Annotated in this window: 26 protein-coding genes, 1 tRNA gene and 1 pseudogene; 14 read left to right on the plus strand and 14 right to left on the minus strand. The window is 39.0% G+C overall.

The window, feature by feature from the left end:
- The first annotated feature begins 51 nt into the window (after positions 1-51).
- Positions 52-504, plus strand: a complete 453-nt coding sequence (locus ACQ86H_RS15670) for a hypothetical protein (protein ID WP_431291680.1) — start codon at positions 52-54, stop codon at positions 502-504.
- 145 nt (positions 505-649) lie between these two features.
- On the opposite strand, the gene ACQ86H_RS15675 is transcribed toward ACQ86H_RS15670, so the two are convergent.
- The 3 genes from ACQ86H_RS15675 to ACQ86H_RS15685 all read right to left on the minus strand — a co-directional run bounded on the left by ACQ86H_RS15675 (position 650) and on the right by ACQ86H_RS15685 (position 2,998).
- Complete coding sequence (locus tag ACQ86H_RS15675; protein ID WP_431291681.1) at positions 650-1,057, minus strand: DUF983 domain-containing protein; 408 nt, start codon at positions 1,055-1,057, stop codon at positions 650-652.
- A 99-nt stretch (positions 1,058-1,156) separates the two neighbouring features.
- The gene (locus tag ACQ86H_RS15680; protein ID WP_138820896.1) at positions 1,157-1,738 is read right to left on the minus strand and encodes a Crp/Fnr family transcriptional regulator; all 582 of its coding nucleotides are present in this window, start codon (positions 1,736-1,738) and stop codon (positions 1,157-1,159) included.
- Positions 1,739-2,011: 273 nt separating this feature from the next.
- Positions 2,012-2,998: a D-alanine--D-alanine ligase gene (locus tag ACQ86H_RS15685; protein ID WP_431291682.1), complete on the minus strand. Its 987-nt coding sequence runs from the start codon at positions 2,996-2,998 to the stop codon at positions 2,012-2,014.
- A 344-nt stretch (positions 2,999-3,342) separates the two neighbouring features.
- On the opposite strand from ACQ86H_RS15685, the gene ACQ86H_RS15690 reads away from it, so the two are divergent.
- The 7 genes from ACQ86H_RS15690 (at position 3,343) to ACQ86H_RS15720 (ending at position 7,886) form a co-directional block, all read left to right on the plus strand.
- Complete coding sequence (locus tag ACQ86H_RS15690; protein WP_431291683.1) at positions 3,343-3,969, plus strand: PASTA domain-containing protein; 627 nt, start codon at positions 3,343-3,345, stop codon at positions 3,967-3,969.
- 42 nt (positions 3,970-4,011) lie between these two features.
- The gene (gene mltG / locus ACQ86H_RS15695; RefSeq protein ID WP_431291684.1) at positions 4,012-5,043 is read left to right on the plus strand and encodes an endolytic transglycosylase MltG; all 1,032 of its coding nucleotides are present in this window, start codon (positions 4,012-4,014) and stop codon (positions 5,041-5,043) included.
- Positions 5,043-5,450, plus strand: coding sequence for an acyl-CoA thioesterase (locus ACQ86H_RS15700; RefSeq protein WP_138820892.1), 408 nt, complete (start codon positions 5,043-5,045; stop codon positions 5,448-5,450). The genes mltG and ACQ86H_RS15700 overlap by 1 nt, the downstream gene beginning before the upstream one ends.
- 8 nt (positions 5,451-5,458) lie before the next feature.
- Entirely contained in the window at positions 5,459-6,448 is a 990-nt protein-coding gene (locus tag ACQ86H_RS15705; protein WP_138820891.1) for a YihY/virulence factor BrkB family protein, read from the plus strand.
- A gap of 92 nt (positions 6,449-6,540) precedes the next feature.
- A tRNA-Ser gene (locus ACQ86H_RS15710) sits at positions 6,541-6,625 on the plus strand.
- 70 nt (positions 6,626-6,695) lie between these two features.
- On the plus strand, positions 6,696-7,046 hold the full coding sequence (locus ACQ86H_RS15715; RefSeq protein ID WP_431291685.1) for a hypothetical protein: 351 nt from the start codon (positions 6,696-6,698) through the stop codon (positions 7,044-7,046).
- An 84-nt stretch (positions 7,047-7,130) separates the two neighbouring features.
- Positions 7,131-7,886, plus strand: a complete 756-nt coding sequence (locus tag ACQ86H_RS15720) for a tRNA(His) guanylyltransferase Thg1 family protein (protein ID WP_138820889.1) — start codon at positions 7,131-7,133, stop codon at positions 7,884-7,886.
- 197 nt (positions 7,887-8,083) lie between these two features.
- On the opposite strand, the gene ACQ86H_RS15725 is transcribed toward ACQ86H_RS15720, so the two are convergent.
- The 7 genes and pseudogenes from ACQ86H_RS15725 to ACQ86H_RS15755 form a co-directional block, all read right to left on the minus strand.
- Entirely contained in the window at positions 8,084-9,223 is a 1,140-nt protein-coding gene (locus tag ACQ86H_RS15725; RefSeq protein ID WP_431291686.1) for a hypothetical protein, read from the minus strand.
- A 53-nt stretch (positions 9,224-9,276) separates the two neighbouring features.
- Positions 9,277-10,142, minus strand: a pseudogene (gene bla, locus ACQ86H_RS15730) (subclass B3 metallo-beta-lactamase).
- Positions 10,143-10,317: 175 nt separating this feature from the next.
- Positions 10,318-11,319 carry an alpha/beta hydrolase gene (locus ACQ86H_RS15735; RefSeq protein WP_431291687.1) on the minus strand — a complete coding sequence of 334 codons (1,002 nt, stop codon included), beginning with the start codon at positions 11,317-11,319 and terminating at the stop codon, positions 10,318-10,320.
- 189 nt (positions 11,320-11,508) lie between these two features.
- On the minus strand, positions 11,509-12,012 hold the full coding sequence (locus ACQ86H_RS15740; RefSeq protein ID WP_138820884.1) for a RidA family protein: 504 nt from the start codon (positions 12,010-12,012) through the stop codon (positions 11,509-11,511).
- Between the two features lie 191 nt (positions 12,013-12,203).
- Positions 12,204-13,241: a serine hydrolase domain-containing protein gene (locus tag ACQ86H_RS15745; protein ID WP_431291688.1), complete on the minus strand. Its 1,038-nt coding sequence runs from the start codon at positions 13,239-13,241 to the stop codon at positions 12,204-12,206.
- Positions 13,242-13,619: 378 nt separating this feature from the next.
- Positions 13,620-14,411: a hypothetical protein gene (locus ACQ86H_RS15750; RefSeq protein WP_138820883.1), complete on the minus strand. Its 792-nt coding sequence runs from the start codon at positions 14,409-14,411 to the stop codon at positions 13,620-13,622.
- 25 nt (positions 14,412-14,436) lie between these two features.
- Positions 14,437-14,970 carry a carboxypeptidase-like regulatory domain-containing protein gene (locus ACQ86H_RS15755; protein WP_431291689.1) on the minus strand — a complete coding sequence of 178 codons (534 nt, stop codon included), beginning with the start codon at positions 14,968-14,970 and terminating at the stop codon, positions 14,437-14,439.
- A 395-nt stretch (positions 14,971-15,365) separates the two neighbouring features.
- On the opposite strand from ACQ86H_RS15755, the gene ACQ86H_RS15760 reads away from it, so the two are divergent.
- Genes ACQ86H_RS15760 through ACQ86H_RS15775 form a run of 4 tightly spaced genes read left to right on the plus strand, consistent with a single transcriptional unit; the run spans position 15,366 to position 18,420 of the window.
- The gene (locus ACQ86H_RS15760; RefSeq protein ID WP_431291690.1) at positions 15,366-16,328 is read left to right on the plus strand and encodes a hypothetical protein; all 963 of its coding nucleotides are present in this window, start codon (positions 15,366-15,368) and stop codon (positions 16,326-16,328) included.
- Positions 16,325-17,368, plus strand: a complete 1,044-nt coding sequence (locus tag ACQ86H_RS15765) for a sensor histidine kinase (protein ID WP_431291691.1) — start codon at positions 16,325-16,327, stop codon at positions 17,366-17,368. The genes ACQ86H_RS15760 and ACQ86H_RS15765 overlap by 4 nt, the downstream gene beginning before the upstream one ends.
- Positions 17,361-17,990, plus strand: coding sequence for a response regulator (locus ACQ86H_RS15770; RefSeq protein WP_431291692.1), 630 nt, complete (start codon positions 17,361-17,363; stop codon positions 17,988-17,990). Before ACQ86H_RS15765 ends, ACQ86H_RS15770 begins: the two co-directional genes overlap by 8 nt.
- A 31-nt stretch (positions 17,991-18,021) precedes the next feature.
- On the plus strand, positions 18,022-18,420 hold the full coding sequence (locus ACQ86H_RS15775; RefSeq protein WP_431291693.1) for a hypothetical protein: 399 nt from the start codon (positions 18,022-18,024) through the stop codon (positions 18,418-18,420).
- A 199-nt stretch (positions 18,421-18,619) separates the two neighbouring features.
- Here the strand turns inward: ACQ86H_RS15775 and ACQ86H_RS15780 are convergent, their stop codons facing one another.
- Positions 18,620-19,597: an NmrA/HSCARG family protein gene (locus tag ACQ86H_RS15780; RefSeq protein ID WP_431291694.1), complete on the minus strand. Its 978-nt coding sequence runs from the start codon at positions 19,595-19,597 to the stop codon at positions 18,620-18,622.
- A gap of 102 nt (positions 19,598-19,699) precedes the next feature.
- Here ACQ86H_RS15780 and ACQ86H_RS15785 point away from each other — a divergent pair, with 102 nt between their 5' ends.
- Complete coding sequence (locus ACQ86H_RS15785; RefSeq protein WP_138820877.1) at positions 19,700-20,071, plus strand: winged helix-turn-helix transcriptional regulator; 372 nt, start codon at positions 19,700-19,702, stop codon at positions 20,069-20,071.
- A 42-nt stretch (positions 20,072-20,113) separates the two neighbouring features.
- On the opposite strand, the gene ACQ86H_RS15790 is transcribed toward ACQ86H_RS15785, so the two are convergent.
- The gene (locus tag ACQ86H_RS15790; RefSeq protein WP_138820876.1) at positions 20,114-20,806 is read right to left on the minus strand and encodes a response regulator transcription factor; all 693 of its coding nucleotides are present in this window, start codon (positions 20,804-20,806) and stop codon (positions 20,114-20,116) included.
- Entirely contained in the window at positions 20,793-22,247 is a 1,455-nt protein-coding gene (locus tag ACQ86H_RS15795; RefSeq protein WP_431291695.1) for a sensor histidine kinase, read from the minus strand. Before ACQ86H_RS15795 ends, ACQ86H_RS15790 begins: the two co-directional genes overlap by 14 nt.
- A gap of 109 nt (positions 22,248-22,356) precedes the next feature.
- On the opposite strand from ACQ86H_RS15795, the gene ACQ86H_RS15800 reads away from it, so the two are divergent.
- Entirely contained in the window at positions 22,357-24,741 is a 2,385-nt protein-coding gene (locus ACQ86H_RS15800; protein ID WP_431291696.1) for an outer membrane beta-barrel protein, read from the plus strand.
- Positions 24,742-24,934: 193 nt separating this feature from the next.
- Here the strand turns inward: ACQ86H_RS15800 and ACQ86H_RS15805 are convergent, their stop codons facing one another.
- Positions 24,935-25,492: an REP-associated tyrosine transposase gene (locus ACQ86H_RS15805; protein ID WP_431291697.1), complete on the minus strand. Its 558-nt coding sequence runs from the start codon at positions 25,490-25,492 to the stop codon at positions 24,935-24,937.
- Between the last annotated feature and the right edge of the window lie 45 nt (positions 25,493-25,537).

Consider the following 25,537-nt stretch of genomic DNA (forward strand, 5'->3'; position numbering starts at 1 on the left):
CTCCAAACAATTACACACTTAGATTAAGGAACCCCTCAAGCCAAACAAAAAATGAAAAAAATCTTTAAAACCTATAACTTCCTGGTTTTAGTAGCGACCATTCTTTTGGCAGCTTCATTATTGCTTCCGGCAGTTAATCTTGCTTTCAATATATACGGCAGTTATTATATGATCGATAATGTTCCACTCATTAGGTGGTATGCGATATTTTTATTCGTTTTTGCATTATTCTACAAATTTTTAAAATCATTTATAGCATCTAATATCTTGAGCTGGACTCACATTTTATTATCTATTTTATTCTTTTTTCTTGCTTGTTATTCTACTTATAATTTCAACAAATCACTTACCCTGGCCGAGTTTACCAGCGCAGACTCGACAGATTATTCACAGGGATTCAAGAATAGCACCGCTGCAATGCTACTCGGATTTTTAGTTGTTCAACTACTACCGATCATCAATCTGATAATAGGTTTAATGAGACGAAAGCACGCTGTTACTTAATTTATTGAATTGTCTCGATTCAGTATGTAAACACAAGAACAAAAACCTGTAGAAGGACTAGATTAAATAGCTCTGGCAGCGCTGTTTCGACAAGATCAACACGACAAAACCTGAAGAGAAATCAGTTTTACGATACAGTCTCTTTTTATTTATAGTTTACTAGTCTCCACTGCCAGCAACATAATGTAAGCCTGGCGTAAGGTAATGAAGCAAAAATAACCCTCGAATAGCGGTAATTAATTGGTGACAACAATAAAACACCGGCCAGGATTAAACCAACATAGTACCACAAGTTTTCATATACTAAGGCTAAACCCAAAACATACGATGCCACACCAATGGTTATGATTTCTGCAACGTTCATGGCATAACTTACAAACATGGCTACGTAGAAAAACCCTGGCTCGCGCTCAAATTTTAAGTTGCAATGCGGACAGTTGATATTGGTTTTTTGTAGTCTGAAAGAATAAGCACTCCCTGTAAAAATATCTCCTTTGTGGCAACGTGGGCATTTACACTGTACAAAAGCCTGGAATTTCGATAACTCAGCCATAATCTTCTAATTTGATAGTACAAAGGTAAGCCTAAATTAAATACTAATTTATGATCTAAGTCATGTTTAAGGATTGTTGTATAAATTGGTTAAGCCATGCTAAACCTTTACTATTTTCCCTTTAATGGTTCTGATCAGGCCTTTTTCCGCTAATATTTTAGTGCTACGGATAACTGTTTCTACCCTTAAGCCAGTCATGTCGGCTAATTCTTGTCGCGTTATTTTTAAATTTTCACCTACAGCAATATCGTTAAGAAGGTAATTGATAATCGTTAACAACCGATGATCGGCCTTTTCGCTCGCCAGTTCTTCCAGCATCATCGATTTATAAAAGAGGCGGTTACTTAAAGTACGGATCAACTCCATGCTAAAATCGGGTTCGTTTTTAATCAGTCCGAAAAAATCTTCTTTATTTACCACAATAATCTGCGAATCTTTATTGGCAATAGTAAAGGCTAAATAAGGTCGGTTCACTAATAGAGCAGGTTCACCGAAATACTGCCCCATTTTAAAAACGCCTTGTATAAATTCCTTTCCTTCATCGCTCACGGTAACCATTCGCACCTCGCCCGATTTGATAAAATACACGTAGCGGGGCTGCATCCCCGGCTCGTAGATAACTGAATCTTTTGAATAGCTTTTGAGTTTTAAACCTTTATCAATCAGTTTTTGGATATTCATCGTTGTTTAGGCAAATCAATATTTTAGATACCTCTGTTAAAGATCTTAAAGATTATTTTTGATATAATTATATGTGTCACTTGTTATTCTGAACGAAGTTAAGGCCTGCGAAGCAAGCATAAATACCATTAAAATTAGCCTAAATAAATGAATAATCCCTAACAAATAAAAGACTGGACCTAAATTGCCGCGCTTACAAAGTAGATATGTTCATAAAGCAATGCTACTATTTAAAGATCTTCATTGCATTCAGAATGACAAAATTCACAAGTACTACCCCAGCGTTTCTTTCATTAAAAGAGTATAAAATTCTTTCAGGGTAATTCCCATTGCAGCTACCTGCTGTGGAATAAAACTGGTTGCTGTTTGTCCGGGAATGGTATTGATTTCGATAAAATAAAATTTACCGGTTCCTTCCTCCAGGAAATAATCAATGCGTACCACTCCCCTGCAATTTAATTTCTGGTATACATCCTTTACCACCTGTTGCACACGGCTCACTTCTTCGGCACTCATTCTGCCTGGGGTAATTTCTTCCGTTGCGCCAGGCGTATATTTTGCCTCAAAATCGAAAAACTCATTTTTCGGGATCACTTCTGTTGCTGGTAAAACAATAACTTTGCCCTCAGCGCCAAAAATGCCGACCGAAAATTCCCTACCACTCACAAACTCTTCTATTAAAATCTGACTATCTTCTTTAAATGCTTTTTCAATGGCTGTTTCCAGATCGTCAGCATGTTTTACCTTACTCATGCCAATGCTGCTGCCCCCGCTGTTGGGTTTAACAAAGTAAGGCAATCTTAAATCCTGCTTAATCTGATTTAGATTGTAGTTGCCGCCTTTAAATATCTGAACAGATTTTGCGGTGTACAGCTTATCAATACCCGCTACAACGGCTTTGGTGTAACCTTTATTCATGGTAATAGACGAAGTTAATGCATCGCAGGCGGTATATGGAATACCTAACATATCGAAATAGCCCTGCAATTTTCCGTCCTCGCCAGGAGAACCATGGATAGCAATAAAAACGCCGTCAAACTTAATTTTTCTTCCTTCAAGTGTTAAGGAAAAATCATTTTTATCAATTTCTATCTTAACAGAATCGGCAGGTTCATAAAACCAGCCCTTTTCGTTCAGCATAATTTTATACACATCGTATAAATTGGGGTCGATATTTTGAGCAATAGTGGCTGCGCTTTTTACAGAAACAACCCATTCGCCTGTGGTACCGCCTGTTAACAATGCTATCGTTTTCTTCATGTTAAAAATCCTTTTATAAATAGAAATTGAATATAAATATATCCTCAAAAATATAAATATCTTTGTGCTTTAGTATTATTGAAGTAGAATTATTGAAGGAGTGAGTAATTGAATGATTGAGTGAAGAAACAGATTCGATAATTCAATCCATCATTAAAATAGTTACATTTGAGCTTGTACGCATAACCCAAATTAAGATTCATGTCTAAATTTATAGATTATTTAAAAACCAAATCGTTTAGAAACAACATATTAGCCGCAATAGTAACCGTTATAGTGCTTCTATTGGTTGCTTTTTTAGTTTAAGATATTACACCAAACACGGACAGGGCCTAAATGTACCTATGGTAAAAGGTTTATCTTTTGAGCAGGCAGTTAAGAAACTGGAAGATGCAGGATTAAAATATGAAGTAGATTCTGTTTTTATTATGGATCAACCTGCCGGAATTGTAATTGATCAGGATCCTGACCCCAATACCTTTGTGAAAGATAACCGTACCATTTATTTAACCATTAACGCAGGCAAAACACCGAATACAAAATTCCCTGATATAGCGTTTAAAACTTTAAGGGAAGCACAGGCCATTATAGAGAGTTCGAGATTAAAGCTTGGAGATACAACCTATAAGCCTGACGTAAGTCGTGATGTGGTGTTAGAAGCCTCCTTTGGCGGTCAACCTATTGCGGCCGGACAGATTGTACCTGTTGGCTCGAGGATTAACCTGGTTTTAGGCGATGGGCGTGGAAATGAAGAAGTAGATATTCCCCAGTTAATGGGTTTAACCATGGATGAAGCTAAATTTAGCCTAAGGGGTTCAAACCTGAGTTTAGGCAACATCATTTATGATGGGCCTATTACCGATAGTGCTGCTGCTGTTATTATTAAACAAGACCCTATGCTGGTTGATTCGTTAACAAAAGTGGCTATAGGCACCAGGATTAACATTACCCTATCTAACAAACAACAATAAACAAGTATCATATTTACAGATGACTGAAGTAGAAAAAAGAACATGAGTACAGGCAAAAAAGTGGCAATAGTTATTGCGCTTGTTGTAATTCTAATTGCTGGTTACTTTGCGTTAAATATTTACAGGCTTTACTTTGCCCCTAACGTTACCGAAAATCAAAAATATTTATATATCAAAACCGGGAGTAAATACGATGATCTGATTGCAGAAATTAAAAAGAAAGATCTGGTAAAAAGCATTTCTTCTTTTACAGCAGCTGCCGGAAAAATGAATTTAGCTACAAGCGTTAAACCCGGACGTTACCGTTTGAAAAAAGGAATGACCAACCGCACACTGATTAACCTGATCAAAGCCGGAAACCAGGATCCGGTTAAATTGAAATTCCATAACATCCGTAAAAAAGAAAACTTTGCGGCCTACCTGGCCAGCAATCTGGAGGCCGATTCACTGAGCTTTATCAATGTGTTAGATTCTACAGCACTGATCAGTAAATATGGGTTTAACCAGGATAATGTGTATGCCATGTTTATTCCGAATACTTATGAAATGTACTGGAATATTTCACCAGTTGATTTCTTTGAGCGCATGCATAAGGAATATGATAAATTCTGGAATGCCGATCGTAGACAAAAAGCAGCAAGCTTAAACCTTACGCCTTCGCAGGTGTACACTTTGGCTTCAATTGTGGATGCAGAGGCGCTTTACGACAAAGAAATGCCAATTATAGCGGGCTTATATTTAAACCGTTTAAATAAAGGCATATTGCTTCAGGCCGATCCGACGGTAATTTTTGCAAACAACGATTTTACAGTGAAAAGGGTAACAGGAAAATTATTGCAGGTACAATCGCTTTACAACACGTATAAATATGCAGGTTTGCCTCCCGGACCAATTATGATGCCTAGTATTAATGCCATTGATGCTGTATTAAACCGCGATAACAACAATTACATTTACATGTGCGCGAAGGAAGATTTTTCAGGCTACCATAATTTCGCAGAAAATAAAGCCCAGCACGAAATTAATGCCAGGAAATACCGTGAAGCGTTAAACAAAAGAAATATATTTAAATAATGTATAGCCACAGTACAAAAATCAGGGTTCGTTATGGCGAAACCGATCAGATGGGCTATATGTATTATGGCAATTACGCACAATACTACGAAGTTGGCCGGGTAGAAATGTTACGCAGTTTGGGCATGAGCTATAGTTCTATGGAGGCTGATGGCATTATGATGCCGGTTTTAGAATTAAAGTGTAAATACATTAAACCTGCCCTTTACGATCAGGAAATTACCGTAAAAACAATTATCAAAACCTTGCCCGGCATCAGGATCTTTTTTGAGTACGAGCTGTATAACGAAAAAGAAGAACTCATCAACATCGGGGCAACTACACTGGTTTTTGTTGACATGGAGAAAAATAAACCGACAAATCCACCCGAAAATTTTATGGAAAAATTATCGGTGTTTTTTAATTAGCCAATACAATGGAATGGTTACACAGGCAATTATTACATCTTAAATTCTATTCCAGGTTTATAGAATGGACTAAGGGATGTGTTTTGCCCGGATTTAGCCCTCTGCCTTTATATACCGTTGCTACGTTTTTCTTCCGCGAAATCGGCAAAGATGCACTGGTAAACAAATCTTCCTCGCTGGCATACAGTTTCATGCTGGCCATTTTTCCGGGGATTATTTTCCTGTTTACTTTAATCCCTTTTATACCGATAAAGGGTTTCCAGGATCAGCTTTTAAATTTAATTCAGCTGGTACTGCCACACAATGCTTTTGATGCCTTTGAAACAACATTGAAAGACATCATCAAAAAGCAAAATACAGGTTTGTTGTCTTTCGGCTTTTTATCAGCCCTGTTTTTTGCTACCAATGGGGTTAAAAACTTAATGAAGGCTTTTAATAAATCATCGTTGATTATCGAAACCAGGGGCTGGATAAAACAACGTTTAATTGCGCTTGTACTAACAGTGATTATCTGTTTTTCGATCATCATCTGCATTAGCGCCATGGCCTTGGGTGAAGTTCTGCTGAACAAAATTAACGACGAGCTACATTTAAAAGATAGTTTTTTGGTTTATACCATCAAATTTACCCGTTGGGCATTATTGGCGATTCTGTATTTCATCACCATTTCCATTTTATACCGTTACGGTCCATCTCACACCAAAAAATGGCGCTTGTTCAGCGCAGGCTCCTGGCTGGCAACCATACTGGCTTTTCTTACCATCTGGGGATTTTCCTTCTACATCAATCATTTCGCTTCTTACAACAAGGTGTATGGTTCTATCGGAACGTTAATCGTAGTGATGATCTGGCTTTACCTCAATTCATTGATTTTATTGATTGGTTTTGAGCTCAATGCCAGCGTTGATGTAAGCAAAAGAAGTGTGAAGATCATCCGCCCTACTTTTAATTTGTTCAAAAAATCGGAGCCGATTGAAGAAAATATACAGAAGAAATAATTTTTTCTCCCTCTGTGTTAAGTAATTATCAAGTTTATATAAAAAAAGCTTTCTGACTTTGCAGAATTAAGCTGAGTTTGTACTTTTGCAGCGGAGAGCTGGCAGAGTGGTCGAATGCGGCAGTCTTGAAAACTGTTGACTGTAACAGGTCCGGGGGTTCGAATCCCTCGCTCTCCGCATCAAAAAAAGGAAGAATTAATGATAATTCTTCCTTTTTTTGTATCCATAAAACCGAATCTTTAGGAAGATGGAAGCAATCATATTTTGTGGCATTCAGGCAACTGGAAAAACTACTTTTTTTAAAGAGAGGTTTTTTAAAACGCATGTACATATTTCCTTAGATTTATTAAATACGAGAAATAAGGAAATCAGGTTTATTGAAACCTGTATCCTCACCTCTCAGCCTTTTGTAGTAGACAATACGAATCCTACTCTAGAAGAAAGAGCAAAGTATATATCCATTGCGAAGGCAAACAAATTCAAAGTAACCGGATATTATTTTCAATCGAAACTGACTGATGCGGTCGAACGTAATAATCAGCGCTCATGCAAAGAAAAGATTCCTGAAATTGGTATAAGGGGAACTTTTAAAAGTTGAACTTACCCTCTATTAATGAGGGTTTCGACGAGCTATATTATGTAACGGCAGAGAATAACTCGTTTATTATTAAACCATGGTCAGATGAAATTTGATGATTTGGATGCTAAGATGAGGGTTTATGAAACCGCACAGGATCGTTGTATTTTACCTGAAATGTACATGGTTGCCAGAATTGATGGCCGGGGTTTTACCAGGCTTACCAAGGAAGTACATCAGTTTGACGCGCCGTTTGATGAAAAATTCCGGAATATGATGATCGAGACCGTAAAACATCTGATGAACTGCGGTTTTAATGTCATTTACGGTTATACCCAAAGTGATGAAATATCGTTGCTATTTCACCCTAGTGAAAATCTTTTTGGGCGAAAGGCAAGAAAATACATTTCCGTTTTGGCTGGCGAAGCCAGTGCTAAATTTTCTTCCATTTTGGGAGATGTTGGCGCATTTGATTGCCGTATTTCTGAACTTCCTAACAAAAAATTAGTTGAAGATTATTTCAGATGGCGCAGCGAAGATGCACATAGAAATGCTTTGAATGCACATTGCTATTGGCGGTTGAGACAGGACAATCATAACAAAAACCAAGCTTCTTCTAAAATTGAAGGAATGAGTATTGCGGCCAAAAACGAATTACTATTTCAATATGGCATCAATTTCAACAACCTTCCCGCCTGGCAAAAAAGAGGAATAGGATTTTATTGGAAAAATATAAAAAAAGCGGGGTTTAATCCTAAAACCAGTGAATATGTATCGGCAGATAAACGGGATCTGTATACTGATTTCGAATTGCCGATGCGTGAAGAATACAATAAATTCATAGTTGATTTTTTAGGATAATAGTGTCCTTTAAAGTGCAAGGTTTAGTACTCTGGTCTGGCCCATTATTGCCTGACTTGCGCTCAAAACAATCTCATAGATAAATTATCTATTGAAAGCACAAGTCAGCCTCAATACCCCATTGCACTAAGACTTGTGCTAGTATGGGCTAAAACATCATCAAAAGCCTTGAGCAAACAACCATAAAATAAAAATTGTTAAGCCTGATCTGACGGATTCATCATTTTATTCAGTTGCGACCTTAACCCTATGAATATTGGAAGGGGTGGCAATTCATTAATATTTTTCTTGGTAAACATCTCCTCTATGAGTAGGCCTTTATCGACCTCAGCAAGCTCCCACCAGACAGCAGGCTGTAAAAACCAGTGATCAGAACCATAAAGCATCCAGCTTTCAATCATCGCAATCATCTTCATCGGATGCTCGGTGTAGCGCCTGAGATATGATTTCAGGTGTTCTTTCATTTTATGATGCGTACCAATAATTACATAGGTACGGTCATGGTAAGGAATCACATTTATTATTACCTCTACATTCACCTTTTTTGATCTCGTCTGCGCTATAAACTCACCTCTTCCTGCCAATGCACACGGAATAACCCAATCCATCCCTACCACCTGGAAAAAGATCTTCTGAATTTTTGCTTTACGAATATCATTAAAGATTTCCTGATAAAAGACATCCAAATGAAGCAGATTCGTTTTAATTTCTTCAATTGCCGCATTTAAAGACCTTATCCGGTGATCCCGATACTCATGAGTAAACTGTTTCATTTGCTCGGGTAGTACCCCTAAAGCAATTGCTTCTTTGCGAATCATGTCATTTAAGGTTTCGTCGCGAAAGGTGACATATTGTGATTTACGTAGCACAAAACTTTTCAAAGAGCGTTCATTGGCTATAATTTCCCGGCAGATCGTCCGGTAAAGCTGAAGCCTAAAATCCTCCTCTTCCTTCAGATCTTTCCTATCCTCGTAAACGCCGAATAACTGCTCATGGCCGGGACAAAACCCGGGAAAGGTTGACGCTTCATTAAGACCTATGGGAATAAGATCCATTACTTCCCGTCTATAATCAAATTTAGGGGTTAACAAGTGATTATCCTGGGCTATGCTTCGTAGTGATGCTGATTTCTGTATGGTATGTGAAGCCTTGACCGCGCTTTGATCACATCCTGGATACATGCAGATATTACTATTCTTCCAGCCAAGAGAAAGCATGTATTTAGGATCATAATGAAACCGCTTTGATCGAGACAGATCATTGAAAATAATATCCTCATCCTCATGATAAGCATTCATTGCCTTATCCATGGCGAGGCCTACTTTAGCTAATAACATACTAGTCAGATCCATATAATTGCCTTGGGTATTAGTTCAGTAGGTGATATTTTTTACCCCTTCCCAATTTTCTTATCATATTCTACCTGCAATTCATCAATATAGTCATAAAAGCTTTTAACATCCATAAAAGCAGCCGGATTATAGGTATCTCCGGGTTTATGTTTTTGAAGGAGATCAAACTGTACGCCGTGTGATGCTACCCAGAGGTCGAACTTTAAGTTCTTCATACGCTGTAAGGTGTAGGCATAATCTTTTGCAATATTAGGATAGGCAGGAATATCTGCAAAATTTTTCTCCGTAACGATAGTCGGCAAATTCGCGATCAGCACCCTGTACTTTCTTTTTGATCACTAATAGAGAGCAGAAAACTACATGAACCTTTGGTATGCCCGGGGTGGTGAAGCATGATTAGTTCCATTCCTCCTAACCTGATGGTATCATTGTTGTGCAAGATGCGGTCAACTTTAACAGGCTTAAAAACACAAAACTTTCCATCCAGGTCATAATCCGAAAGGCCACCATCAGCCGCTACTTTTGCATCTGCATCATCTACCATGAACTTAGCCCCTGTAGCTTTCTTGATTGCAGCCATTGCGCCCAGGTGATCAAAATGTGCTTGTGTTGTTAATAATATTTTGGTGTCTGAAAGTTTAAAACCCAGCTTTTTAATATTTTCCCCAATAAGCCTTTCTGATGATGCCAGTCCGGTGTTGATCAGAATATTTCCTTTTGGCGTAGCGATAAGATAACAAGCCAGATCGGCTGTGCCCACATAATACAGATTACCCACAACCCGAAAAGGAGGAAAAGGCTTTGACCATTCAGGATGATTTTTTGAAGATGGTTCATGCACTTGCTGTGCTTGCATGAAGTAGTAGCTGTGCAAAATCAGGATAAGTAACAGGATTCTTTTCATATATAATATTATGGCCTAAAATTTTCAGTGTAAATGATGTAGTAAATTACTGTAAGCGTATTATAATCTGACTATTCTCTTCTCCCTGGTTTTTGAAAACGATGCGATATTTGTAAGCGTTGGTATCCAGAAAACTGTATTACTACCTTCAAATTAATAGGTCAGATATGATATTTTATCTTTGAGGTAATATTTTATTCACCATATCATTGATTACGGTTTCGATAACTTTTGGCTGTTCCTGATTAATATAATGACCGCTATTTGGTATTAAGATTTGTTTGCTTTCCGTGGAAAGTAGCAGAAAATCTTTTTGCATTTTATTCCACTTACTTAGCATCTCTGTTTTCAGTTTTAAATCTTTGATGGAAGAATCAAAGCGCTTTTCATCTGCGGCGGTCAATACATAAAGAGGAATATTGCCAAAAGATTTTATTTTTGATGCTTCATTTTTGATCGAACGCATCTGATCCTGTTCCTCCAGTAATGCATCAGCACTTTTGTACAGCAGAGCGGGCATTATGGTGTTTTGATATTCATATTGTTTATTATTGGGAAACATACCTTTGAACATTAATCTGGCGAGCCCAAAAGTGTTGGCGAATTTTAGAAAGCTACCTGGCAAACCCTGATTGACCATTTTGAATAGTTCGTGAGATAAATATTTTTCGTCATCGGGGCACTGACTATCCACAAATATTACGCCTGCAACATCTTTCGGATATTTGTTAACAAAAAACCGGACAAGTGTTCCTCCAAAGGAATGGCCTACAAGAATATATGGTTTTGGGGCGTTGGCTTTTTCCAGCATAAGATGTAATTCTTTAGCCATTTCCTCACCTGATTTTGGATTTTTACCTCGCTCACTCCATAAAATCCCGGCCCTGTCATACGAGACGCTTGTATAAGTTCTTGGTAATTCTTGTTGAATATTGTACCATTGCAGATGTCCGGCCGGATCGAATGCGGTTTCAAATACAATGGTTGGGCCGCCGTTCCCTCTTTTGTAATAATGAAGACGATGATCTTCAACTTCTACAAACTGGCCATCAGGTTTAATTTTTTCAGCTTCATTCCGTGATATTCTTTCAAAAATAAATCCGATCAGGAGCAACAATATTAGCAAGGTAACTAAGCCCAGGACTATACGTTTGGTCCATTTTAGAAAGGTCTTCATATTTTTGTTTTATTATAAATGCTGTTAGTTTTAGTGGGAATTTTTCTGATACAATTGGATTTTCAATTTCTTCATCATCTCAGATAAAGTATTTTTCCATCTTGTTAAGCTTACATTTAGCATCCTGAAATGGCCGGCAACTTATGATAAAATTCAAGCCCTGGCAAAGAAATGAGCATTGCTTACATTTTATTCCTCAATACCTTCGAGATGTGCAATTAGTTCGATTTCCAGCTTTGAATCGGGCTCATATAGTCTACTGACCTGAACCCAGCTTGCAGCAGGAAAGTCGTCTTTATAAAACGCTTTCCTTGCACCGTTATACTTTTTCATCGCTTCAATATCGGTAGTGTAAAGTGTTTCTTTAACAACATTCTTTGAGGAAGCACCAAATGCTTTAAGGCATTGATTAAGCCTTTCATAAACCTCGCTGATCCCTTTTGGACTCAGGTCATTTGTAGGAACACCTGATATGTAAATTACCTTGCCGGATTTAACAACCTGGGCATATCCCGCTGTTGTATTTTGATCTTTACCACTGCCCCAGTGCCATTTCTCTTTAACTGTTGTTAGCGGCTTCTTTTCCCGTTTATCTATAGCGGTATTTTCATTCTTACCGTTTTTGCAACTGCTACTGGCCAGCATAAACAGCAACAGAGAATAATGAATCAACGGTTTATAGGTTTTTTTCATCTAAATGGTATGCTATTCTAGTTTTAATTATTCTCACCGGTTTCGTATATCCTATCCTCTAAGTTTAATGCCGTATCGATAGAGATCTTCATAAATTTCAAAGAATTTATTTTCTTCCTTTTCACTTAACGAAGTATTTATAAATAAGATAACGCCAACTTGCTTATTGAGATCAGAAAGCATAAAAACCCTTACTCCTGGGTCCGATCCATTGTGTCCGATCCTGGTAGCCCCCATCTTTGTCGCCCAAAAATACCTGAATTCAGTGATTTAGGTTTTACATTTTCAGGTTTATTGGCTTCATCAAACTGGAATCTGAGCATTTCCATAACGGATTCTGCTTTTAATACCTGCCTGTTTTTGTATTTTCCATCATTTAAAAGGCAGATAAAGAAGTTACTTAGATTATCTACCGAGCTGCGAACACCTCCATCTGGATAGGTAGTGCAGCCATACAAAGGAATCTCCCTAACGTTATTATCCTGTTTTTTGTAAAGTTTGGTATGCTTTTTCAGGTTTATCTCTGACATAAACCATCCGGTATCTTCCATTTTCAACGGACCGAACAGGTATCTTTTACTGTATTCGTTCAATTTTTGACCCGTTCTGACTTCAACAATATAACCCGCAAGTGCAGCACCAATATTAGAATATTCACGGAATGTTCCGGATTTGTGATTAAGGAAGTTCTCTTTCGAATAATACTTTCCACCGGGCATAAAATAGTTCTGCAGAAAATCGCCCAATACCTGTGGGGAATCTTTCCCGTTAAAATAAAGGCTGTCGGTGTAAAAAGGATACCTGTCTGTAAGTCCTGAAGTATGAGTAGATAAGTTTCGAAGGGTTATTTTATCTTCCGGAAAATAAGGATTGTGAATTTTGAAGGAAAGATAGTTGTTTATATCCTCATCCAGGGAGAGTTTGCCCTGTTCTACAGCTTTCATGAGGCAAGCACCGGTTACCGTTTTAGATACTGATGCGATGTTCATCAGGGTTGATGTGGTGAAAGCTGCACCGCTTTGTATATCTGAAAATCCATATCCTTTTTTCCAGACAACTTTTTTATCGATGATAATGGCTGCACCAAGTCCGACAATTCCACTTTCGAACATTCTTTTACTCATCACGCTATCAATGTCCGTTTTGCCAGTGTTACTTTGTGCAGCAACATTTGTAGTTAGCAATAATGTTATTGTACAAAAAAGAAGGATGTTTTTATAATCATTCATAAAATTGATTGTAGAAATTTAAGTTAAAATTTAATAACTGGTTTATTTAACTTTACCTGATTTAACATTTTCATCATTTCGTTTTTCCGGTTTTACTCACACCTCATCACTGATCAATAAGAACGATTTTTTTCGTCTTCCAGACGGTACCATCTTTGCATTAACATTCCCGCATGCGTGAGATCCGATAGCTATCGGATGACGACTGAACTAGTGGATTCTGTCAATGATAGCTTCCCGAAGTTTCGGAACAAATAGTCAAAGGACCTCTTTTAAATGCTTAAAGGCGTTTTGATACTTCGTAAAGCTCAGTACAGGCTAAGCTCCATATTGACAATTAACAGTAAAATTACAACTTATTATACACCCCATCATTTCCTATTTCCTAAATCCCGAAACTTTAAAGTTACTAACCAATACACCTGCATCGTTAGCATATTCCCAGGGTGCGGAGATATAAAAGTTTTTTGCCGCAGCAGGACTAAACAAAATGGTATCGGCAAGCTTTACATTGTTGAGATAGACAGCCATTCGTTCACCTTCAACAGAAAGCACAACATGAAGCGGACGGTTGAGCCAAGGGGCCAGATCAAAAGTGGTATTTACGAATTTTTCAGGCTTATTACTGCCTATATTAACCTGGTTGGTATCGTAATAGTGGAGCTGCACGTAAGTACCAATATTGCTTTCGTACTGACGAACACTGTTATCGCTTGCAAAACCAAATGACATTGGAGCAATGTCCTTTATCTGGTCTGCTTTTGCAATGATATCAAAAGATAAGGTAAACCGCCTAGGATAGTTGAGCTGACGGGAAAATTTGTAGATCGCTTTATCCCTTACATCCATCCATTTCCCATTCTGCCCTTTTGCTGTTACAATAGTAGCCGCTCCGTTGGTTTTGAAACTTGTGGCAGTGGCACCGGATTTAGATACCGAAAAATCTTCTGCGAAAATCAGCGAATCACCAGTCACGATATGGCTGTTGCCTGAGTTAATTGCAGCTCCGGATTTTTCTGAAGCGGTATTTTTATCAATCTTTTTTTCAACGGCCTTTGTCACTTTCTCTTTTGCTTTATCAAGCAGTCCGCCGAACTGGGCATGTACTTTAATTCCTGAGATCAGTAATAGCACAATTATAACCCCCGTAATTTTTTTATCTGTTAACATAATGTAGGTTTATTGTTTTGTGAATTTAATGCAGTTTGACCTTAACAATCTCTCCGTTCTCCTTTACCTCTACGAACACCTCAATCCGGTCCTGGATATTTTTGGAATATTCTTTTTGCTGATAATAATCGGTTCGCCCTCCATAGTCGTTATACCCGCTACCTGTGTAGGCATTATACTTGCCCCTCAGGGTATAATCCAGCATACCCTGCAGGAAGTATTTACCAGGCTTCATGTCTGGAAATGTGAATTCTCCGTCACTATTTGTGATTGCTTCAAGCCTATATCTGTAAGCTTGATCAGAAAGATAGACAAAACGTTTTTTCCTGATGTTTTCTTTATCTTTTCTAAGCCTGTGCCATTCTTCAAAATAAGGTGTTACCGGTAAAAGCACTACCTTCATTTTGTTAGCCAGTATACGGGGTGAGAACGGAACGCTATATCCAAGCGGATGTTTCTGCTTCGTATATGCTACACCTTTAATAACACCACTCCCTTTTGCCAACATTTTTTTTGCCTGCAGGGAGTCGAATGCCATCTCCGGGCGGAAGATCTCCACCTTATCTTTTTTTCCGGTTCTTTGTACTGTGCCGAAACTACAGCTGTTGCTGATATTACATAGAGAAATGTAAGGGCATATTTTTTCAGCTTCATGGTATTGATTTTATGGATTAATAACTGTCGGCTAATAGTCACTTTAGCTGAAAAAGCTTCTTTCAAGGTTATTGTTTTCATAGTTTCATGCTAATTAAGGTATGAGGGCAAAGCTATTGGTTGTATCAGCCAAAAGAAATACCAATTTTTACCGTTTTTTTTCTACTGGTTTTTAGGTATTTTTCATAACAGATGGATGAAATGATGAAGGGTTGGGAATTATGTCTCATATTTACAGGTAAATTTTCCTTACCAAAAGATAACCTGATCTACGGCTAATGAATAAACTTCTTTTTAATCATGATAAAATTTTTTCTATTCCTGATAGGTATTTTGGTTTCATTTAAATCTGTTGGTCAACAGCAGGTTCCCCTTAATGAGCAGCATTATCTGGATAGCCTGCAGCACATTCTACAGAAAAAAATTACAGATAGCTCAAGAGCGAGCACCAATTTTCTATTGGTAGAATATTGGAAATTCAAAGATACCTTAAAGAGTAAAGCCTACCTGGAGGCAGGTACAGCTGCCGCCAAAAACGATAAATTTTTAAATGCACTGGCACTCTTCTCTAAAGGGCAGTATTATTTTAACTGGAACAAAGCGAAGGCATCCGATGCTTTTAAAAAAGCTGCAGAAGCACTTTCTCCATTCAACACTAAAATCGCCTATGCAAAGCGGGCTGCATCATGGTATAATTATGCCTTGATGAATGTTGACAAAATGGGATATGATTTTATGACGAAAATAACCCTGGAAAAAGCTATTCCTATTATAGAAAAGACGGGCGATCCGGCACGCATTGCTTACTATTATACGCAGCTTTCCACTATCCTGATGAACAACTACCAGTTTTCAAAAGCGACGGCCTATAATGAAAAAGCCATCGCCTTACTGGAAACCAAAAATCCTGGTTCTACTGATCTGTTGTTTTCCTATCTTTCAGGGGTAAGCATCTATTGTTATGACAACCAAGCAGACAAAGCCCAGGTACTTCTGGAAAAGGCACAACGGCTGCTGAAGCCATACCCCACCTCTCTAAACTATCCGATATACTATTATAATGAGGCGCTTTACTATACCACTAAAACATTATACGATAAAGCACTCGCAAGTATAGATAAAGGAATTCCGCTGGCTAAAAAGTATAACCAGAAACAGGTCTACCAACAATTTTTTTCAGCAGATATGATATCTATCAGAAGCAGAAAAACTATGCCAGGGCCCGGCAGATATTACTGGATATTGTTAAAGAAGGAACTTTGACTGCCAAAAGTAATGACAGGGCAACGATTTATTCGGAACTGGCAAAAATGAGTGAAAAGCTAGGGGATTATAAAGAGGCATACCGCTGGCTGACTAAATACAGGCAGACGAATGACAGCATCAACACTGACCAGACAAAAGTAAAGATTAATGAGCTGGAGACAAAATACAGAAGCGCAAGAAACCAGCAGAAAATACAGGTACTGCAATCGGAGAACAAGCAGGCCCAGCTTAATGCCCGAAACGACCGTTTATACAGGCTTATACTTGGTTTGATCTGCCTTTTTCTGCTTCTTTTGCTCGTTTTCGTTCTTCTTACGGCCCGGAGCCGGCGCAAGCTGGCACAGCAGGAGGAGATCAATTACAAGCAACAGCTTAGCGAAATGGAAAGAAAACAACAGCTCAAAATTACCAAAGCCATGCTTGAAGGTGAAGAGCTCGAAAGAGAACGGGTTGCAAGGGATCTTCACGATGGCCTGGGTGGCATGCTCTCAGGAGTTAAAATAGGACTTTCAGGCTGGACAGACACACAGCCAGGCATCTCCGAAGATAAGGACCTTCATCGCATTATCGGACAATTGGACACCTCGGTCACGGAACTGCGCCGCATTGCCCGCAACATGGTACCCGAAACCTTATTGAAGTTTGGTCTTGAAACCGCTTTAAAAGACCTGTGCGAATTTTACATGCGTGACGGTTTGCACATCACTTCAGAAATGTTTGGCATTCAAAAAGATATTGCGATGAATGTGCAGCTGAACATTTACCGAATCGTGCAGGAACTCATATCAAATGCAATCAAACATGCTCATGCTGACAACCTCATACTACAGTGCAGCCAGAACGAAAATACTATTTTTATTACTTTTGAAGATAATGGCCGGGGTTTTGATATGGACACCCTTTCTGATAAAAAAGGAATGGGCCTGGATAATCTTAAGAACCGCATCGCATTTCTGCAAGGGAAATTTGAAGTGCATTCCGCTCCTGGCGAAGGAACAAGTATAGATATAGAACTTAAAACCAACATCAATGAATAAACTGCTTACTGTTATAGTAGATGATCATCCCATTGTTATTGAAGGGCTTAAAACCCTACTTAAAAATGAAGATAATCTGGAGATTGTAGGCGGCTTTTCAAACGGCGTAGAGCTACTCTCTTATTTAAGCAGGAACCCCGTAGATCTTGTCCTGCTGGATGTTACCCTGCCGGATATTGGCGGTATGGAACTCTGCCAGATGATCAAAGAGCAATCCGCTGCTACAAGTATACTTATCCTCAGCAACCACACTGAGCGGAGCATTATTATGCAGACCATACAGAATGGTGCCAGTGGCTACCTCCTTAAGAACAGTTCACTTGAGGAGCTTCGACAGTGTATTGCAGCGGCAGTAAAAGGAGATATCTGTTACAGTAAGGAAGTAGTAGAAATTATCAGCCGCCCAACTAAGAACCAGTTACGCAACACGCCACAGCTCACCAGAAGGGAAAAGCAAATCCTATCGTTCGTGGCGCAGGGAAAGACCAGTCAGAATATTGCCCAGGAACTTTATTTAAGTCCGTTAACGGTAGATACCCATCGGAGGAACCTGATACAGAAGTTTGGAGTCAAAAATGTCGCCGAACTGATAGCAGCTGCCCACCAGCAACAATTGTTATAGAACTACTGACTATCAATTAATCAATCATACTATGAAAACAACTGCATTCAGATTAACATTGCTATTTCAACTCTTCGCGCTATTTTCTTTTGCGCAGAAAAATGCTGGTCTTAAAACCCTTTTAAATAAAAATTCTGAATTTATCTTTCCTCAAACGCCAGATAAAATTTCTGCAATATTAGGCGTAAAAACCGTTTTTTATGAAGATGCTAACGAGCAGCCCTATGCAAAGTGGCAAACCACATCAGGGCTGGAACTATACTGTAGCCTTGGGGAAGACAAAAGCATAACAGAAATGTTTTTTAACATCGCTGACGATCAACCAATTGAGGTAGAAGGCATGCCCTTTAATTTGGTGATGAACAAGACAACCCCTCAACAAAGTGCTTTAAAATTCAGCAGGTACAAAATCAAGAAAGAAAAAGCTTGATGAGGATGGCGAATATCCTGGAGGCATAAGACTTTTTTTTAAGAAGGGCGATCATTTTATCACCCTTCTTTTTGACAAGAAAAATCTGCTTAAATTTTTGTCGATAACAAATGAGATCATCGGTTCCTCCGTCAATTGATTTTGGAGATGGGTTTCTATATTTCGCCAACATTTTCGTTTAAAATTCGATTGATTCTTTTTAGTACATAAGTTTCTGACCCTTCCACTTGGTTTTGCGTAAAAACGCTTCCCAATTTAGTGTCCGCGGATTGATCTGCCGGCTCCATTGCAGGTCACGCTCGTTACTGAAGTAACCATATTCTACAGCAAATTCTGCCATTCCTAAAATCTCTCGCAACAAAACATCATTTGAAGCAAATTCCGGGAAATATTGGAGCATTTCCTGCCTTTTATATGCCGAACGGTATTCAGCTTTTATACCTGTCACTTTGGTAAAAGTATCAACCATTTCCTGCGGGCTAATGATATCACCAATTACAGGTAAGGATTTGCCTGAATATTTATCGGGATTTGAAAGAATCTCTAAAACAGCAGGTCCGGTTGCAGTAAGCGGATCTACAAATGGCGCAGCAAAATTTTTCGGTAAATAAATCGGAAATACAAGCGTATCACCTTTTAATTGAGGGTTATAAAATTCCATTAAATTAGTAAAAAAGAAAGCCATATAGATAAATGAACTTCTTACAGGTAAAGTGCGGATATATGCTTCAACCATGGCTTTATCTGTGAAATGCGGTGCGAATAATTTTCCATCTGTTAACTTGTCTACATTTTCCAGACTACTAAAAATGATTTGTTGCACCCCCGCCTCAACAGCTGCATCTGCCAGTTCTTTACCCAATTCAAATTCGTAGGTAGCCGGCGGAGCAATGTTCGGCGTCATCAGAAAAATGCTATCTGCGCCACGAAATGCTTCTGTAAACTCTTTTTTATACCCAAGGCTGAGCGGTAAGCTTACAAGCTCAACGCCTTTTTCCGCCAGTTCAACTGCTTCCGGAATATCAAGCCGGCGGGTTATACCGCGAATACGGTAAGCGCCGCTTGCCAGTAGGCTACGCGCAACACTATAACCTTGCTTGCCCAAAATACCAACAATGGTAATGAGCGGTTTTTCAATTTGTGAAGTTGCGTTATTTTCTATTGAAGTATGTAACATTTTTTCTTGATTTTTAAACTATCATTATTATAGTTGCAAAAGTATTTTGAGTAATTTACATTTGCAATAACTATCAAAACAGATAGGCCTGAAAAATTGAAGATGAAAACAGAATGTGTAGGCGATTATGTTAAACTAAAAGGAAAAACGTACCCTTGTACGGTAAGCCTTACGATGGATTTAATTGGCGGAAAATGGAAGGCGGTAATTTTGTACCATTTAAAAAACGGACCTAAACGATATAGCGAGCTCCGCAAGGAAATGCCCTCCATCACCGAAATGACATTAAGCCTTCAATTAAAACAGTTGGAAAAAGATGCTTTGGTACTAAGGAAAGTGTATGGTAAAAAGCCACCAATTAAGGTTATTTACAGTTTAACTAATTTTGGAAAAGGTTTTGTTCCTGTTCTGGAAGCCATTACGAACTGTGGCAATGACATTGTGTGTGAACATGGAGAGTTTATCAAAGCCTGATCGCGTTCAGCATATTATTATTGCAATAGTAGGAAGCAACAGTCAACAGATCAGTTTATACCCCACTCCCCTTAAACTGATGATCTGTACTTCAGGTTCACTTTTCAGGAGTTTGCGCAGGTGCGCCATAAAAACATCCATACTGCGTCCATTGTAAAAACTGTCTTCTCCCCATATTTTAATCAAAGCATCCTCCCGTTCCAAAATGTTGTTCCGGTTTTTCAATAGTAATTCGAGCAGAACGGTTTCTTTATAGGAAAGTGAATATTCGCCTGCAGAAGTTTTTAATTTTTGGCCAACAGGATCAAGTTCACAGTTTCTGAACTGGTATTTTTTATTTACCTCATTTTCACCCTTATTCGCAGGACCAAATCTATTTAACAGCGATTCCATCCGCACCAGCAACTCATCAATACTGAAAGGTTTTTTAAGGTAGTCGTTACCTCCGTTTTTAAATCCCATCACCACATCTTCGGTAAGGGCTTTGGCACTCAAAAAGATAATCGGAATATTGGGATCCGATTTTCTGATTTCAGCCGCCAGTGTATAACCATCTTTTTGCGGCATCATGATGTCGAGCACACAGATATCGGGTTTTTCTGCTACAAACTGTTTCCAGGCAAGCGCCCCATCAGCAGCAAGATTAACCTCGTAACCACTGCTGGTTAAACCATCGAGGACAATCCGCGCCAAAAACGGCTCATCTTCAGCATATAAAACCTTAGTTTTCTTCATACATTGGTAAAATGATCATAAAATTACTTCCTTTCCCTATTTTGCTCTGCAGTGCAACACGTCCGCCGTGGAGTTCCACCACCTGTTTTACATAGTGAAGTCCCAGGCCTGATCCTTTCACATTGTGTATATTATCCTGGTTAAAAATCCTGAAAAAGCGCTCAAAAACCTGCTGCTGATAAATTTCATTTATCCCCGGGCCGTTATCTTTAAAACTGATTGTTAATTCATGATCAGCAATGCTACAGGATACCTCAATTTTAGCATGAGGAGGAGAATATTTCAATGCATTATCGATCAGGTTATAGCATACATTCGAAATATGCATGACATCACCCTTGATAAAAACAGGTTCATCCGATTGCAAAAGTATAAGTTCTGCATTTTTCTCCTGCACCTGTATATCCATAGCGTAAATAACCTGTTGCAGTACTGGCTGAACATCGAACAGACTAAACTGTAGTTTCGTTTTTCCAAGATCCATCTGCTCCTGCTTTAGCACTTTTTCGATCATCGCCTGCAACCGCTGCAATTCGTGGCGGCTGATATTGATGTAATTCTCCAGTTTTTCGGGTTCATCAATTAAATGATACTTGCTGATCGATTCGAGGGCAACAGCAATCGTCGAGATCGGGGTTTGGAGTTCATGCGTCATATTGCTCGTAAAACTCATCCTCGCCTGCGCATAAAGCTGCTGGTTTTTCATCAGTCTGATGAGCAGGTAAAACGCTGCCGCCGTAAGCACCAACATCATAAACGACGAAATGAGGTAATATTTCATCTGATAAATGATCAGCCAGGTAATGCTTGGCACCACCAGCTGATACCTGTTTTGAAACTTAAGGTTATAAGTATATTTCCCGCTTACGAAAGCAGAGGAAGCATTAGTAATCGGCTTTCCTTTCACCAGTTTCCCATCTGAATAATCGTAAAGGGCATAATTTCTTCTGATAGGCATACCCAATTGATCGAGCTTATGGTTCACTAAACTATCCATTACTTTCAGGTCGCGCTGATCTTGTAACGAAACTTCCCGTTGCGATTTGCCATCGGTAATGGCTGAAGATTTATGGTCGAATTTCAGTTTAGCATCATTCAGAAACGACATTTTCATTTCCACTACCGAGCTATCATTGGTAATCCCATAATGGAATCGGCTCCGCAGATTGTCGACCTTTAGTTCATCAAAAGCCTGCCTGAGCGCCAACCACTCCTGAGAAAGGAAAAATTGCTGAAAACGGGCACTTTTCTCGTGGCCTTTGGCAATACTTTTATAGGTGATCTGTCGCGAAGCATCACTAACGATAGATTCGAGCATTGTAGCAACAGATTTCTTTTGCGCCAGATACAATTGCCTTATCCACGCACACTGCAGGCATAGACTAATGATCAGTGTAATCACCGCCAAAGGAAAAACATATCTGGAAGTTAGCCATTTCATCCCCCTAAATTGAACAAATCATTTTATCAATGGAAGTTTGGGCAGAAGATTTAACCATATTTAACCGATATTAACCTTGCTTTACACGGTTAGCCATTAGTTTTGGAACATGAAAAAGTTCCTCTTACTCCTTCTCTTATATTTCCCTCTGATCACTTTAGCGCAGTTGCGTAACGGTTTGGTAACTGATAAAAGCGGCGAACCGATTGATGGGGTAACCATTGCCCTGCACCATGCAGATTCGACCGTAGCCGTCCAGATTTCAAAAAACGGGCTGTTCAGTTTTCAGCAGCCTTTTATAGGCAATTATGTTTTAACGCTGAAGGCCGTTGGATATAAAGATATGAGCAAAGCACTAGGTCTTCCGATGGATTCAGTCACGATAATGATGATCAGTGACGATAAAACCCTGGATCAGGTCACGGTATCCGCTTCAAAACCGCTTATTGTAAGAAAAATCGACAGGGTGATATTCAATGTCGAAAACAGCATAGTGGCCAGTGGTGCTACGGTTTGGGATGCGCTGGGTAGAGCACCTGGCGTACAAACGCGTTTTGATGGCGGGGTAACGGCAAACAATAAAGGCGTGGTGATTTATATGGATGATAAACCCATCAGGTTATCGGGTGAAGATCTGGCGGCCTACCTCCGGAGTTTGCCCTCAGATAATATTGCCAAAATAGAAATTATGGCTAATCCAACTGCCAAATACGATGCCCAGGGTGGTGCAGTAATCAATATTATTTCTAAAAAACCAAAAGGTGATGGTTTTAATATCGTACTTTCTGCCGGTTATACCCAATCAACCTATAGCAGCTATAATCCGAGTATGGTATTCAATTATCGGAAAGACAAGCTGAATGTGTACGGCAGTTACGGCTACAGCAGGCGTAAAAAGGACCATACAGAAAATGAATATGTTATTTTCGACTCGCCTGAAAATTACTCGGATTGGCGGAATGATAAATCGGGAATACGCTCGGGAAATGCCAATAGTTATAAAATTGGTGCCGACTACAACCTCAGCAGCAAACAGGTAATTGGTATTTTGGTAAATGGCTACAATGGGAACAACAGCAGGCCGAACCAGGTGCTAACCACGATTGTAAATAACTATAAACCATTACCAGATTCAATCCTCCATACGCAAAACGTTTCTAATGGAAAAGTTTACCAATATAGCTTTAACCTTAATTACAAGATTAAACTGGATACCAATGGCCGGAATATTAACGTAGATGTGGATTATGTGCCATATCAGAACAAAAACAGTCAGCAGGTAGATACTTATGGCACGTTGGCCAACGGCAATCTACTTTCCGACAATTACCACATCTTTACTCCATCTAACCAGAATATCGATATCTATTCGGGAAAACTGGATTATACGGATAAGTTCTGGAAGAAATGGACCTTTGAATCGGGACTGAAATACAGCAGTATCCGTACCCGTAACAACTTTGATTTTTATAATAATCAGGCCACTGGCCCAGAATTGATACCGAACCGCAGCGACCGTTTTGAATATGCAGAAAATGTATCGGCTATTTACGCGAGTATTAGTGGAGATGTAGGTAACTGGAGCTTTGAAGGCGGTTTTCGTGGCGAATACACCCAGACAAATGGCCAATCAATGGTATTAAACACCAATAACCAAAACAACTATTTTAAGCTTTTCCCAACACTTTTTGTGGCGTATAAAATGAATAAGGACCATGAAATAAACCTCACTTATAATTCGAGAATCAACAGGCCTGAATACTGGAGGCTTAACCCTTTTAAATCTTACACCAGTCCATACACCTACCTGGAGGGCAACCCGGCATTGCAACCTGCTTTTATATACAATGGCGAACTGGGTTATACCTACAAACAGCAATATAATATTTCATTTTACCTAAGGCGGGTGGTTGATTATTTTAGTAATATCACGGTACAGGATAATGGCTCAAAACTCTTTTATGATACCCAGAGGAACCTCGATTTAAGCCAGGAGACGGGCTTTTCAGCCTCCTTTCCGATCCAGGCGGCTTCATGGTGGGAAATCAACAATTATGCACAGGGCTCCTACCGCCAGGAAAAATCGGGATATTTACAGGCCCGCTACGATTATCATGTATGGGGCATTTATCTAAGTTCTAACCATGCTTTTACATTAAATAAAGCTCAGGGTTTAAAAGCAGAAATCAGCGCATGGTACTCTTCCCCTACCATACAGGGTATTTATAAGCTTGCACGGCTTTACGATGTGAGTGCTGGTATGAGCAAAAGTTTGTTAAAAGGTAAAGGAACTTTAAGGCTGGCTGTAAACGATATTTTTTATGGAAATGCCTACCGGATTGATGTTAATTATGAAAATCAACGCAATGGCTTTTACGAGCAAAACGATACCCGCAGCGCTACCTTAAGTTTCTCGTACAGGCTGGGCGGTAATCCTACAGCAGCGAGGAAAAGAACTTCGGCAAGTGAGGAGGAGAAGAAACGCACGCAGTAGTGAATTATGTTCATTAGTTCACTGGTCATTGGTTCATGCAAATCGGTTAACAGATCATTGGTTCCGATTCTAGCGCAAGTCTTAGCGCCTCCAGACTATGCCATGGCCTGACTTGTGCCTTTGTTAAATCAATCTCTATTCATCCTTTGCTCCAATTCTATGAAAATTCTTAGTGCCATGCAGAACTTGGACTTTAGCAAATTAACATGTCAATCTCAATCAGTCCCTTTCCTTCTTCATAATCTATAGCACTACTGTACAAATAGTCAGCGGCATTTGCCACTATTCCAGCCTCAACAGGGTTATTATGAAGGTAATTAATCCGCTCGTCAAACATATCGAGATGTGGATCTAACGCTATTGGATGGTTATCCTGTCTCCAAAACTGAAAATTTTTATTATTGCTATTTTGTTGCCCGGCTTTCGAAAATAAGTAGAGCATCCATTCCTTCCTGCTTTCGGTCGTGCTCTCTTTTATTTCTTTTAAAATCCTAAAGGCAGAATATTTCTTTAAATCGCGCATAATATTAGGCAACAAATATCCTTCTTTACTACTTATAATTAGATGGACATGATTACTCATAATTACCCAGGCATGCAGCTTAAGTCCTTTTTCTTTTCTACAGTAAGATAAACTTCCTAATAAAATATCTCTATAAACAGCTCGTGTAAATACGTCAATCCAACCCACAACAGCAAAAGAAACAAAATATATTTCTGTTGAATCATGAAACTTATATTTTGTACTCATACTTAAATATAAAAGCTTAATCTCAAAAGCACAAGTCAGCCAGCC

The organism is Pedobacter sp. P26, assembly GCF_050632135.1.
Lineage (GTDB): Bacteria > Bacteroidota > Bacteroidia > Sphingobacteriales > Sphingobacteriaceae > Pedobacter.